The organism is Pseudonocardia acidicola (assembly GCF_012911935.1).
In the GTDB taxonomy this organism is placed as follows: Bacteria; Actinomycetota; Actinomycetes; order Mycobacteriales; family Pseudonocardiaceae; genus Pseudonocardia; species Pseudonocardia acidicola.
In genome coordinates, this window is sequence record NZ_JAAXLA010000024.1 from 52,575 (window position 1) to 65,609 (window position 13,035).

Below are 13,035 nucleotides of genomic sequence, written 5' to 3' on the forward strand. Positions count from 1 at the left end.
AGCAACAAACCTGGTAGCCACGGTGCGCCACACCCGACCCCCACCCCGCGAGTCGGCACTTCTCGGCTACCGAGTCGGCACTGCGGGGAGTGCCGACCCTCCCGAAACTGCCGACTCGCCCTTCCGAAACTGCCGACTCGCGGGGTTACGGGGCCAGGCCGAGGAGCAGGGTGATCTCCTCGACGGTGGTGACGGGGCGGTCGCAGACGAACCCCCGGCACACGTAGGCCGCCGGACGGCCGTCCACCAGCGGGCGGTCCGCCAGCAGCGGCACGCCCACGGCACCGGGTACCCCGGAGACGACGACCGTCCCGCCCGGTGCGATCCGGCGGGTGTGGGCGAGCAGCGCCGCCCGCGCCCGGTCGTCGTCCGCGCCGACGACCGCCACCTGCAGCGGGCCGCAGGCCATCGCCTCGGCTGCGGTCAGCCAGTGCCCGGCGAAGCGCGGATGCCGCTCGGCCAGCGTCCCCACCGCCCGGACCGCCGCCTCGGCCGCATCCCGGTAGCGCCCCACCGCCGGGCCCTCCGCCAGCGCGGACGCCGTCAGCAGGGCGTTGGCCAGCGCCGATGCCCCTGCCGGCGTCGCGTTGTCGGTGAGCTCGCGGGGCCGGTGCAGCAGCGTCTCGGCGTCGTCGGCGGTGTCGAAGAACGTGCCGGGGCGCTCCGGATCGGCGAAGCGCTCCAGCGCCAGGTCGAGCAGGCCGGTCGCGGCCGGCAGCCAGCGCGCCTCACCCGTCGCCTGGTGCAGCGCCAACAGCGCGTCGGCCAGGTAGGCGTGGTCTTCCAGCACCCCGTTCGCGGCACCCACCGCGCCGTTCCGGGAGGACCGGCGCAGCCGGCCGCCCACCACGTGCAGCTCCAGCAGCAGGCCCGCGGCCCGCATCGCCGCGTCCACCCACTCCGGGTGCTCCAGCGCCGCCCCGGCCTCGGCCAGCGCGAGGATCGCCATCCCGTTCCAGGCGGTGATCACCTTGTCGTCGCGGCCGGGCTGCGGCCGGGCGTCCCGCGCCGCCAGCAGCGCGGTCCGAACCTTCTCCCAGCGCGGCTCGTCGGGCGGGTCGGCGAGCAACTGCAGCGTCGACGCCCCGTGCTCGAACGTGCCGGCGTCGGTCACCTCGAGCAGTGCCGCGGCCCACCGCCCGTCATCCTCGCCGAGCACCTCGCGCAGCTGCGCGGGCGTCCAGGCGTAGGTGAGGCCCTCGACGCCCTCGGTGTCGGCGTCCAGCGCGGAGGCGAACCCGCCCTCCGGGGTGCGCAGGTCACGCAGCAGGAACTCGGCGGTCTGCTCCGCCACGCGGCGGGCCAGCGCGGACCCGGTGCGCCGGGCCAGGTGGGCATACACCCGCAGCAACAGTGCGTTGTCGTACAGCATCTTCTCGAAGTGCGGCACCACCCACTGCGCGTCGACGCTGTAGCGGGCGAAACCCCCGGCGAGCTGGTCGTACATCCCGCCGCGGGCCATCCGCTCGCAGGTGTGCTCCACCAGTTGCAGCGCACGGGCCGAGCCGGTGCGCTCGTGGTGGCGCAGCAGGAACTCCAGCGCCATCGACGGCGGGAACTTGGGCGCGCCGCCGAACCCGCCGAAGCGCGGGTCGAAGTTCTCCGCCAGGGTGGCCGCCGCCCGGTCGAGCGCGGCCGCGCCCACACCGGCCGGGGGCAGCGCGGCGGCTGCGCCGTCGGCCAGCCGGGCCGCGATCTCACCGGCCGAGCTGCGGACCCGCTCGCCGTCCTCGCGCCAGGCCTTCGTCACCGCGTCGAGCAGCTGGCGGAACCCGGGCATCCCGTGCCGCGGCGTCGGCGGGTAGTAGGTACCGCAGTGGAACGGTTCCCCGACCGGGGTCAGAAAGCACGTCATCGGCCAGCCGCCCTGGCCGGTCATCGCCTGGGTGGCCGCCATGTAGACCGAATCGATGTCCGGGCGTTCCTCGCGATCCACCTTGATCGCGACGTACTCGGCGTTGATCTGCTCCGCGGTGGCCGGGTCCTCGAACGACTCGTGGGCCATCACGTGGCACCAGTGACAGGCGGCGTAGCCGACCGAGAGCAGAATCGGCACGTCCCGTCGCTGGGCCTCGGCGAACGCCTCGTCGGACCACTCCCACCAGTCGATGGGGTTGTCGGCGTGCTGGAGCAGGTACGGGCTGGTTGCCGCGGCGAGCCGGTTGGGCATGGCGCCCAGCCTGTCAGCCCTTGCTGCTCCCGGCATTCCCCGTGCCCGGATCGGTGTCCGTGCCCGGCTCGGTCGGCGCGCCAGGCTCAGCGGCATCGCCCTGCTGGTCGAACGATGTCGGCACCTTCCGCAGGTGCTTGGTCATCGAGCGGATCAGCAGCACGGTGGCCAGCCCCAGCAGCACGATCACGACGAGCGCGATCGGCGAGGACTCGCCGAACTCCTCACCCTTGCCCGGTGGCGGTGCCGGGCTCTGCGCCGGCACCGCGACAGCGGCCACGACCTCGCTCGAGCCCGGCGTCCCGCCCAGCTCGACCAGCACCCCGGCCACGTCCAGCACCTCCGCTAATCACCCCGGAAACCGGCCGACCCCGGCCGCCCGGCCACGGGCGACACGTGCGCGCCCGTATGTGGACAACCTACGCACCACCCGACCGGGCCCGGCGCGCAGCCCGGCTCAGCCGGCCCGCAGCGCGGGTTGCACCAGGCCGGCGAACAGATCGTCCTCCGGTGGCGAGCTGTCCACCAGGGAACGCACCAACTCGTAGTCCTCGGTCGGCCATACCTTCCGCTGGATCTCGTGCGGGACGAAGAACCAGCGGCTGGTCGGGTCGATCTGGGTGGCGTGCGCCTTGAGGGCCTCGTCGCGGACGCTGAACCACTCGTCGCAGCGCACCCGGGTGGTGACCCGCAGGCCCGGGTCCTGGCGCTCCTCCGGCCAGTTGGCCAGCCATTCCTCGTACGGCGACTCCAGGCCGTGCGACAGCAGCGCCTCGTGGAACGCCACCAGCCGGGCCTTGGAGAACCCGTGCGAGTAGTACAACTTCAGCGGCTGCCACGGGTCGCCCGCCTCGGAGAACCGGTCCGGGTCGCCCGCCGCGTCGAAGGCCGCCACCGAGATCTCGTGGCAGCGGATGTGGTCCGGATGCGGGTAGCCACCGTTCTCGTCATAGGTGACGACGACGTGCGGGCGGAACTCACGGACCACCGTGACCAGCGCCGCGGTGGCCTCCTCCAGGTCGGCCAGCGCGAAACAGCCCTCGGGCAGCGGCGGCTTGGGGTCACCCTCGGGCAGCCCGGAGTCGACGAAGCCGAGCCACCGGTGCCGCACCCCGAGGATCTCCGCGGCGCGCGCCATCTCCGCCCGCCGCACGGCCGGGATGTCGGCCTTCACCTCGGGCCGGTCCATGGCCGGGTTGAGGATGCTGCCGCGCTCGCCGCCGGTGCACGTCACGACCATGACCTCGTGCCCCTCCGCGGCGTAGCGCGCGGTGGTGGCGGCGCCCTTGCTCGACTCGTCGTCGGGATGGGCGTGCACGGTCATCAGCCGGAACCCCGGGGCCCCGTCCGGGCGGGCCTGATTCATGTGCGTCGGATCGGGATGGGTCATGGGTCGACCGCGGTCCTTCCGGTTCGTCGTCAGCTGGGTCAGCCGGTTCGTCCGGCGGGCCGGCGCAGATCGTTCCAGAGCACAACGACATTCCGCCTGCCGACGGTTGCCAACGCCACGTCACCGCGGGATCTTCCCCGACCGGGCGAACGACCACGCTGCGCCGGCGGCCCGGTCACGCAGCGCCACCGCACCTGCAGCCCGCGAGGGGCCGGCCGGCCCGGCGGCCGCACGCTGCGGCGGCTGCGCCGGCCCCACCGCCCAGTGCAGCGACGAACACGTCCGTTCGGACCCGCCACATCCGCCCGACCGGCCCCTTCCCACCCGGGACACAGCTTCTACCTGCAAATACATCGAAGCCGGGAACCTTTGGGACACGGCAACCGTTCGTCGAAAGACCGCGACGAGCGGCAAGCACCGTGTTACCGTGGCGTTCACACGGCCCGCCCGCGGGTCGTGTTTTTCCTTACTCGGGGCTATGCCGCCCGCACCAGGGCCTGCTTGTGCGCGGGCAACCGGTTCGTGGCTGACACGGACCTGGACGGCTGGAGGAGTGATGACCGTGACGGAAACCCAGGTGACCTGGCTGACCCAGGATGCCTACGACCGGCTCAAGCACGAACTGGATGAGCTGATCGCGAACCGCCCCGTCATCGCCGCTGAGATCAACGCCCGTCGCGAGGAAGGCGACCTCAAGGAGAACGGCGGCTATCACGCCGCTCGCGAGGAGCAGGGCCAGCAGGAGGCCCGGATCCGGCAGCTCCAGGAGCTGCTGCGCACCGCTCAGGTGGGCACCGCTCCCACCGACTCCGACGTCGCCGCCCCCGGGATGGTGCTGACGATCCGCTACGACGACGATGACACGGAGCAGGTGCTGCTGGGCTCGCGTGAAGAGGGCAGCCACGGCGATCTGCAGGTCATCTCGCCGAACTCCCCGCTCGGCGCCGCGCTGGTCGGCGCCCGGGTGGGCGAGACCCGCGAGTACCAGCTGCCCGACGGCGGCAACATGAAGGTCACCCTCGTCTCGGCCGAGCCCTTCACCGGCTGACCCGGACGCCGACCCTCGTCACAGCGGCGCGCCGGCCACGTCGAACACGGCGTGACCGGCCGCCCGCAGGGCCTCGACCACCTCGGCACAGTGCTCGGGCCCCCGGCTCTCCATGCTCAGGGCGACGTCCACATCGCCCAGCCGCAGCGCGCCGGAGATCCGGGAGTGCTCGACATCGAGGACGTTGGCGCCCAACGCCCCGATGAGCCCGAGCAGCTCGGCGAGGGCACCCGGGCGGTCGCCGACCCGCACCCGCAACGAGAGGTAGCGCGACGCCACCGCCATGCCGTGCTGGATGACGTGCAGCAGAACCAGCGGGTCGACATTGCCGCCGGAGAGCACGGCCACGGCGGGGGTCTCGAACCGGTCCGGCTGCGCCAGCAGCGCGGCCACGCCGGCCACGCCGGCCGGCTCGACGAGCAGCTTGGCGCGTTCCAGGCAGTGCAGCAGCGCCTGGGACATGGCGTCGTCGTCGACCGTGACGAACTCGTCGACCAGGGCGGCGACCTGCGGGTAGGTGATGTCGCCCGGGCGGGCGACGGCGATCCCGTCGGCGATCGTGCGCATCGACTGCAGCGACCGCGGCTCGCCCGCCGCCAGGGAGGCCGGCCAGGCCGCCGCTCCCTCGGCCTGCACTCCCACCACGCGCGCGTCGGGCCGCAGCGCTCTCACCGCGGCGGCGATTCCGCCCACCAGCCCGCCGCCCCCGGTCGGGACCAGCACGGTGCGCACGCCGGGAACCTGCTCGAGGATCTCCAGCCCGACCGTGCCCTGCCCGGCGATGACGTCCGGGTGGTCGAACGGGTGCACCAGCACCGCACCGGCGCGCTCGGCGAACTCGGTCGCCGCCGCGATGCCGCCCTCGATCGTCTCGCCGACCAGGTGCACGGTGGCGCCGTAGCCGCGGGTGGCGTCGACCTTGGGCAGCGCGGCCTGCTCGGGCATGAACACGGTCGCCTCGATGCCCAGCAACCGGGCGGCCAGCGCGACACCCTGCGCGTGGTTGCCCGCGCTCGCCGCGACCACGCCGCGAGCCCGTTCGTCCGCGCTCAACCGCTGCATCCGGGTGTACGCGCCGCGGATCTTGAACGAGCCGGTGCGCTGGAGGTTCTCGCACTTCAGCCACACCGGCCCGGCCGCCAGCTCGCTCAGCGCCCGGGACCGGGTCGCCGGGGTGGCCCGGATGACGTCGGTGAGCACCTCCCGGGCGGCCTGAACATCCGCCAAACCGACCGGCGCAACGGGACGATCGGCACCTGCCGGTTCCGCGAGCATTCCGGCATCCTCCCATCGGCACCGGTAATCTCGGTGTGGGCCGATTCGGTTCCCGGGGGAGGTTTCGATGACGCGGCTGCGGGCGATCGTCCCGCTGCTGGCCGCCGCCGCACTCGCGGTGATCGCGGTCCTGACGGTGCGCGAGGCCGGGTGCGACAACCCCGGCCGGTACGAACTGCGCGCCGACGGGTACGAGCTGGTCGGCGGGTGTATCGCACCAGGCGACATCGTGCTTCCCGAGCCGCCCGCGAAATCCCCGGTCATCACCCCCACCCCTGGCTTCCCGGCCCGCAGCTGACGCTGCGCCGTCAGCCTGCGGCAGCGTCCAGGGCCTGGCGCAGGTCGGCCATGAGGTCGTCGACGTCCTCGATCCCGACCGACAGCCGCACCAGCGAGTCCGGCACCTCCAGCGCCGACCCGGCGACCGAGGCGTGCGTCATCTGCCCGGGGTGCTCGATGAGCGACTCCACTCCGCCCAGGGACTCGGCGAGGGTGAAGATCTTCGTGCCGGCGCACATCCGCAGCGCGGCCTCACGCCCGCCCGCGACCAGGAACGACACCATCCCGCCGAACCGGCGCATCTGCTTCGCGGCGACCTCGTGGCCGGGGTGCTCGGACAACCCCGGGTAGAGCACCCTCTCCACCCGCGGGTGCGCGGCGAGCATCTGGGCGATCAGCTCGGCGTTGTCGCAGTGCCGCTCCATCCGCACCGCGAGCGTCTTCACCCCGCGCAGGGTCAGCCACGCGTCGAACGGACCGGGCACCGCACCCGCCGCGTTCTGCAGGAAGCGCAGCTTCTCGGCGAGCTCGTCGTCGCTGGTCACGGCCATGCCACCGACGACGTCAGAGTGCCCGCCGATGTACTTCGTCGTGGAGTGCACGACGACGTCGGCGCCGAGCGCGAGCGGGGTCTGCAGGTACGGCGAGGCGAACGTGTTGTCCACGACGAGCCGCGCGCCCGCCGCGCGGGCCACCCCGGCCAGCGCCGCGATGTCGGCGATGCCCAGCAGCGGGTTGGTCGGCGTCTCACACCAGATCACCTTGGTGCGGCCCGGCTGGATCGCGGCCCGCAGCGCGTCGACGTCGGCCAGGTCGACCGGCGTGTGGTCGACGCCCCAGCCGGCCAGCACCTTGTCGACCAGCCGGAACGTGCCGCCGTACGCGTCGTGCGGGATGACCAGGTGGTCCCCGGGCGCGAGCAGCGCGCGCAGCAGCGTGTCCGACGCGGACATGCCGGACGCGAACGCGACGGCGTGCCGGCCGCCCTCGAGAGCGGCCAGGCACTCCTGCAGGGCGGTCCGGGTCGGGTTAGCCGTCCGGGAGTACTCGTAGCCGCCACGGGTGCCGCCCACCCCGTCCTGCGCGTACGTGGACGTGGCGTGGATCGGGACGATCACCGCGCCGGTCGTGGGGTCCGGTTCCTGGCCGGCGTGGATGGCGTTCGTGGAGAAGCCGCGCATGCGCCGCACGCTACCGTGCCGCCGATGCGCGGTAAGTAGTGCTCCGGCACCACCTACCGCGCACGGGCTTCAGCCGTTCCCGAGGAAGGCCAGCACGTCGGAGCGCGTGACCACGCCGGCCGGCTTGCCGTCGACCAGGACCAGCGCGGCGTCGGCCTCGGCGAACGCGGTCATCGCGCTGGCGAGCGACTCCCCCGCGCCCAGCGTCGGCAGCTTCGCGGACATGTGCTTCTCCAGCCGGTCGGTGAGCTGCGCCCGGCCGGTGAACAGCGCGTCGAGCAGGTCGCGCTCCACGACGGCGCCGGCGACCTCGGCGGCCATCACCGGCGGCTCGGCCTGCACGACCGGCATCTGCGAGACGCCGAACTCGCGCAGGTAGTGCACCGCGTCGGCGACCGTCTCGTTCGGGTGCGCGTGCACCAGCTCCGGCAGCGACCCGTCCTTGCGCCGCAGCACGTCCCCGACCGTGGCGCCCTCCGTCGGCGGCAGGAAGCCGTAGCTGGCCATCCAGTGGTCGTTGAACACCTTGCCGAGGTAGCCGCGGCCGCCGTCGGGCAGCAGCACGACGACGACGGCGTCAGCGGCCTCCTCGGCCGGCAACGCCGCGGCGACCCGCAGCGCGGCCACCGTCGCCATCCCGCACGAGCCGCCGACCAGCAGCGCCTCCTCGCGGGCCAGCCGGCGGGTCATCTCGAACGAGTCGGCGTCCGAGACCGCGATGATCTCGTCGCAGATGTTCTTGTCGTAGGTCGTCGGCCAGAAGTCCTCGCCGACGCCCTCCACCAGGTAGGGCCGACCGCTGCCGCCGCTGTACACCGACCCTTCGGGGTCGGCGCCGATCACCTTGACCCGGCCGTTCGAGACCTCCTTGAGGTACCGCCCGGTGCCGCTGATCGTGCCGCCGGTGCCGATCCCCGCGACGTAGTGTGTGATCCGGCCCTCGGTCTGCTCCCAGATCTCAGGTCCGGTCGACGCGTAGTGCGACGCCGGGTTCTCCGGGTTGGCGTACTGGTTGGGCTTCCAGGCGCCGTCGATCTCCCGCACCAACCGGTCCGAGGTCTGGTAGTAGGAGTCCGGGTGCTCCGGGGCGACCGCGGTCGGGCAGACCACCACCTCCGCGCCGTAGGCCTTCAGCACGTTCCGCTTGTCCTCACCCACCTTGTCCGGGCAGACGAACACGCACCTGTAGCCCTTGCGCTGGGCCACCATCGCCAGCCCCACACCGGTGTTGCCGGAGGTCGGTTCCACGATCGTCCCGCCCGGCCGCAGCTCGCCCGAGCGCTCCGCGGCCTCGATCATCCGCAGCGCGATCCGGTCCTTCACGCTGCCGCCCGGGTTGAGGTACTCGACCTTCGCCAACACCGGCGCGGTGATACCGGCGGCGACCGAACCGAGCCGCACGAGCGGGGTGTTCCCGACCAGGTCGGCGATGTGCTCGACGTAGCGCATGGCGTCATCGTCGCACCCCACCGTTGGGCGGCCCCGCTCAGCAGGGTGCGGTGTACGGCGTCTCCGGCAGGAAATGCGCCCACTCGGTGGGGGTGATCGGGTCCCCCGCGGTCGCGCACACCCAGCGCGCGGCGGCCTCCGGATCGGTCAGCCACAGCCGGACGTCGTGGTCGGCGCCCGCGGCGGCGATCTGCTGCCCGTCCGGGCTGACCCCGACCGTCCACACCGTGTTGCGGAAGCCGCCGGTGAGGGTGGCGAACGTTTCCGGCCGGGCCGGGTCCGCGACGTCCCACAGCCAGACCGTCCCGTCGCCGGCCGCGGCCGTGAGCAGCCGGCCGTCGGGGGTGTAGTCCAGTCCGAGCACCGTGTTGTTCGGGCCGGTCAGCGGGGCACCGACGGGCGCGGGCCGGTCCGGGTCCGCCAGGTCCCACAGCCGCACCGTCTTGTCCGCGGACCCGGTGGCGAGATACCGGCCGTCCGGACTGAACGCGACGGAGTAGGCGTAGCGCGTACCCGTCAGTGGGGCGCCGAGCGGCCGGGGCCGGCCCGGGTCGGTGATGTCCCAGAGCCGCACCGTCTTGTCCGCCGAGGCCGCGGCCAGGAGCCGGCCGTTCGGGCTGAACGCGGTCGCGAAGACGTAACTCGCCGGCCCGTCGAGGGTGCTCAGCAGCGCCGGGTGTCGCGGGTCGGCCATGTCGAACAACCGGACCCGCTGGTCGTCGGAGCCGACGGCCAGCACCCGCCCGTCCGGGCTGAACGTGGTGACCTCCACGAGGGCGTTGCCCGCCACGAGCGGCCGCGGCAGCCGCACCGGGGCCGCGGGGTCGGAGACGTCCCAGACCTGGACCGTGCCGTCCGTCGCGCCGGACACGATCGTGCGCCGGTCCGGGCTCAGCGCCACATTGCCGGAGAGCCCGGCGGCCTGCGGCGGGGCTGCGAGCGGCGGGGTCAGCGGGACCGGCGCCGTGCGCGTGCGGACATCCCACAGGCGCGCGGTCCTCGAGGTGCCGCCGACCCCGACCGCCAGCGACCGGCCGTCCTTCGACCAGTTCAGGGCGAAGACGGTGTCGGTGGGGTCGGTGATCACCGCGTCGCCGCCGGTCCACAGCAGCGTGGTGCCGTCCCCGCCGACCGTGACCAGCCGGCCCCCGACGAACGCGGCCTGGGTCACCGGGCCCGGGTGCGGCCGGGTGCTCGGCGGGGCGCCGGTGGTGAGGTCCCAGGTCCAGGCCTGGTTGTCCGAGGCGGCTGCGGCCAGCCGGGTGCCGTCGGCGCTGATCGCGAGTCCGTTGATCTGGGCGGTGGGCCCGGTCAGCGGGGAGCCCGCGGGCCGCGGCGCCGCCGGGGCGGACACGTCCCACAGCTGCACGGTGCGGTTCAGGCCGGCGGCGGCCAGCCGCCGCCCGTCCGGGGTGAACGCGACGGCGTAGACCGCACGGCTGCCGACGATCAGCGGTCTCCCGACCAGGGACGGGGCCGCCGGGGCGCTGAGGTTCCACAGCCGCACGCCGCCATCGGCGTACCCGGCGGCCAGCAGCGCACCGGTGGGGGCGAACGTGATCGCGCGGACCGCGCCGGACCCGGCCGGGGTCGGGGCACCGGCCGGCACCGGACGCGCCACGTCGGTCACGTCCCAGCGGTACACGCCGCCGTCGTCGCTGCCCGCGGCGAGCACGCGGCCGTCCGGGGAGAAGGCCACCGCATACACGGTGCCGCCCGGACCGGTCAGCGGACCGCCCAGCGCAACCGGTGCCGCCGGGTCGGCGATGTCCCAGAGCCGGACGGTGTGGTCGACCCCGCCGGTGGCGGCGGTGCGTCCGTCCGGGCTGATCGCCAGGCCGTACACCGCGCCCTGGTGGCCGGTCGGGACCGGCGCGCCGAGCGGGACCGGCCGTCGCGGGTCGGCGATGCTCCAGCGGCGCAGGACGGTGTCGGTCTCGTCGGCGCCGACGGTCACCATCGTGGCGGCGTCCGGGGTGAAGGCGACGGTCTGCGCGGTGCCGCTCGGCGCCAGGATCCGGGTGGCCGAGGCGAACGTGGTCGAGTCGAGCAGGCTGGACCGGGCCCCGGCGGTCGGGGAGATTCGGTAGGCGGCCAGCGCGAGCTGCATGGCCAGCGACGGGTCGCTGGCCCGGAGCCGGTCGGCTTCGATGGCCAGCTGCCGGGAGGTGGCCATGTCACGCTGCCGGTCGGCGGCGGCCCGCTCGCCGAACGCGAACCCGGCCAGGGCCCCGACCAGCAGCACCAGCACGGCGAGGACACCGACCGCGGCGCGCAACCGGCGGGTCTGCCGGCGCTGCGCGGACTGTTCCTCGGCGTGCTGCTGCCGGCTCGCGTCGAGGAAGCTCAGCTCGGCCGGCAGCAGCTTGCCCCGATTCCGATCCGAGGTGGCCCACTCGGTCATCGCCGCGAGCTGCCGGCCGCGCAGCAGCGCGCCGCTGTCCCGGCCTGCGTCGCGCCAGGCCCGGGCGGCCTCGGTGAGCCTGCTGCGCACCGCACGGCTGTCCCGGTCCTCCTGCAGCCAGGCGCCCAGTCGTGGCCAGGCCGACAGCAGCACCTCGTGCGCGATCTCGACCGTGGTCGCGTCGACGGTCAGCAACCGGGCTGCGACGAACCGGTCGACGATGTCGACGATCTGGGCCGCCTGCGCCGCTCCGGCGCCGTCCAGCAGGTCCGTGCGGGTGGCCCGGCGGCGGGTGTCGCCGGCGTCGGGGGTGAGCCGGACCAGCCGCAGCAGGATGCACCGGGTCAACTGTTGCCGTGCCGGGCTCAGCCCGGAGAAGACGTCCTCGGCGATGCTCGCGGCCGCGCCGCGGATCCCGCCGCTCTCCCGGTAGTCGGCGACGGTGAGCTCGCCGTGCCGGGCCCGGGCCCAGGCCACCGCCAGCGCATGCGACAGCAGCGGCAGCGCCCCGGCCGTGTGCGCCGCGCCCGTCGAGGCGGCGCCCTGATCCGGCCGCAGTTCGCTGAGCAGCAGTTCGACGAGGCCCTCGGCCACCCGGAATCCCGCCTGGGCGGCCGGCGCGACGATCGCCGCCCGCAGTTCCTCCTCGGTCATCGGGTCCACCGACACCTGCGGCCCGGCCAGCGGGCTCAGCCACTGCCCGTGCCCCATCGCCTGGACGACGAAGTCCGAGCGCAGGCCGAGCACGACGAGCAGTCGCGGCCGGGCGGCGTCGGCGCCCGGTTCGACGGCCCGGGCCACCGCGGAGAGGAAGGCGGCCCGCGCCGCCTCGCCGACGCCGGTGCCGAACAGCTCCTCGAACTGGTCGATCACCAGGACCGCGCGATCCGGGGTGTCGGGGCCGGGGACGGCGGCCAGGTGCTCGACGAGCCGGGCCGTCGGATCGCTGCCCGGGGTGAACGTCCGGACCGGCCAGTCCTGCGACCCCGGCACTTCCAGCTCGCCGCGGCGCAGTGCCGGGATCAGCCCGGCCCGCAGCAGCGAGGTCTTCCCCGCGCCGGACGGCCCGACGAGGGTCAGCACGCCGCCGTCGTCGACCAGCGCCGCCAGCCGCTGCAGCAGCGTCGTGACCAACCGCTCCCGGCCGTGGAACCAGGCGGCGTCCTCGGGCCGGTAGGGGGCCAGTCCGCGGTACGGGTCGACACCGGCCGGGCGCCGGGCGACGTCGCCGGCTCGCTGCAGCGCGCGCCGCCACTCCTCGCGCGCGGCCGGATCGGCCACGCCGCACGCCTGCACGATGTGGTCGAGCCGCTCGGCCGAGGGCAGCGACCGGCCCTGCATGTAGTCCCGGATGGTGGTGAACGGAAGGCCCAACGGCGTCCCGTAGCGCGCGGTGCCGCGGGCGATGGCGCGGTAGCTGAGCCCCGACCGGTCCTTGAGCATCGTCAGCTCGACGGCCAGTCCGGCACGGTCCTGGACCCGGCGCGGATCGGCGTGATCCGGCCGGCCTGAATCGTTTCCGGACGGGGCTTCCTCCGGCATCGGCGCTCCTCAGCGGGGTAGTTGAAGATCGAAGCTTAGAGTCGGTCGTCGACGGGGCCGAACGATCACCCCCTGTACGGATCCGTACGGATCCGCCAGTTCGGACGCCTGCACGGCCCTGAACGGTCCTCGTTCGGGCTACTGTTCGTCCACTCCGGGGCAGCGCACCGGTCGGAGGGCACACCGACCGGGTGACGGCTCGGCTCCGGGATTCCCCCGAAGATCCCTATCCCTCGACCGGCTCTCGCCCGCGGCGAGAGGCGACCTTCCTGCGGCGCCCACCACCGCCGGGCGCCG

Annotated in this window: 9 protein-coding genes; 2 read left to right on the top strand and 7 right to left on the bottom strand. The window is 74.0% G+C overall.

The annotated features are described in order from the left end of the window. Positions 1–145 precede the first annotated feature (145 nt). From HF526_RS14850 to mca, 3 genes are all read right to left on the bottom strand, one after another. Positions 146–2,170 carry a thioredoxin domain-containing protein gene (locus HF526_RS14850; protein WP_169382014.1) on the bottom strand — a complete coding sequence of 675 codons (2,025 nt, stop codon included), beginning with the start codon at positions 2,168–2,170 and terminating at the stop codon, positions 146–148. Positions 2,171–2,183: 13 nt separating this feature from the next. Then, complete coding sequence (locus HF526_RS14855; protein WP_211177229.1) at positions 2,184–2,501, bottom strand: hypothetical protein; 318 nt, start codon at positions 2,499–2,501, stop codon at positions 2,184–2,186. 126 nt (positions 2,502–2,627) lie between these two features. Continuing rightward, a complete protein-coding gene (gene mca / locus HF526_RS14860) occupies positions 2,628–3,560 on the bottom strand; it encodes a mycothiol conjugate amidase Mca (RefSeq protein ID WP_239028691.1) in 933 nt (310 codons plus the stop codon). A gap of 562 nt (positions 3,561–4,122) precedes the next feature. Between mca and greA the strand changes: the two genes are divergently transcribed. Continuing rightward, positions 4,123–4,608, top strand: a complete 486-nt coding sequence (greA, locus tag HF526_RS14865) for a transcription elongation factor GreA (RefSeq protein ID WP_169382053.1) — start codon at positions 4,123–4,125, stop codon at positions 4,606–4,608. An 18-nt stretch (positions 4,609–4,626) separates the two neighbouring features. On the opposite strand, the gene ilvA is transcribed toward greA, so the two are convergent. After that, on the bottom strand, positions 4,627–5,883 hold the full coding sequence (gene ilvA / locus HF526_RS14870; protein WP_169382015.1) for a threonine ammonia-lyase: 1,257 nt from the start codon (positions 5,881–5,883) through the stop codon (positions 4,627–4,629). A 67-nt stretch (positions 5,884–5,950) separates the two neighbouring features. Here ilvA and HF526_RS14875 point away from each other — a divergent pair, with 67 nt between their 5' ends. After that, positions 5,951–6,181 carry a hypothetical protein gene (locus HF526_RS14875; protein WP_169382016.1) on the top strand — a complete coding sequence of 77 codons (231 nt, stop codon included), beginning with the start codon at positions 5,951–5,953 and terminating at the stop codon, positions 6,179–6,181. Positions 6,182–6,191: 10 nt separating this feature from the next. On the opposite strand, the gene HF526_RS14880 is transcribed toward HF526_RS14875, so the two are convergent. The 3 genes from HF526_RS14880 to HF526_RS14890 all read right to left on the bottom strand — a co-directional run bounded on the left by HF526_RS14880 (position 6,192) and on the right by HF526_RS14890 (position 12,738). Continuing rightward, the gene (locus HF526_RS14880) at positions 6,192–7,343 is read right to left on the bottom strand and encodes a cystathionine gamma-synthase (protein WP_169382017.1); all 1,152 of its coding nucleotides are present in this window, start codon (positions 7,341–7,343) and stop codon (positions 6,192–6,194) included. Between the two features lie 69 nt (positions 7,344–7,412). Continuing rightward, on the bottom strand, positions 7,413–8,792 hold the full coding sequence (locus tag HF526_RS14885; RefSeq protein WP_169382018.1) for a cystathionine beta-synthase: 1,380 nt from the start codon (positions 8,790–8,792) through the stop codon (positions 7,413–7,415). 37 nt (positions 8,793–8,829) lie between these two features. Next, complete coding sequence (locus HF526_RS14890) at positions 8,830–12,738, bottom strand: nSTAND1 domain-containing NTPase (RefSeq protein WP_169382019.1); 3,909 nt, start codon at positions 12,736–12,738, stop codon at positions 8,830–8,832. Between the last annotated feature and the right edge of the window lie 297 nt (positions 12,739–13,035).

Coding starts and splice junctions, on each gene's coding strand:
- ilvA (WP_169382015.1), bottom strand. CDS start 5,883: ATGCTCGCGGAACCGGCAGGTGCCGATCGTCCCGTTGCGCCGGTCGGT.
- HF526_RS14890 (WP_169382019.1), bottom strand. CDS start 12,738: ATGCCGGAGGAAGCCCCGTCCGGAAACGATTCAGGCCGGCCGGATCAC.
- mca (WP_239028691.1), bottom strand. CDS start 3,560: ATGACCCATCCCGATCCGACGCACATGAATCAGGCCCGCCCGGACGGG.
- HF526_RS14885 (WP_169382018.1), bottom strand. CDS start 8,792: ATGCGCTACGTCGAGCACATCGCCGACCTGGTCGGGAACACCCCGCTC.
- HF526_RS14875 (WP_169382016.1), top strand. CDS start 5,951: ATGACGCGGCTGCGGGCGATCGTCCCGCTGCTGGCCGCCGCCGCACTC.
- HF526_RS14880 (WP_169382017.1), bottom strand. CDS start 7,343: ATGCGCGGCTTCTCCACGAACGCCATCCACGCCGGCCAGGAACCGGAC.
- HF526_RS14850 (WP_169382014.1), bottom strand. CDS start 2,170: ATGCCCAACCGGCTCGCCGCGGCAACCAGCCCGTACCTGCTCCAGCAC.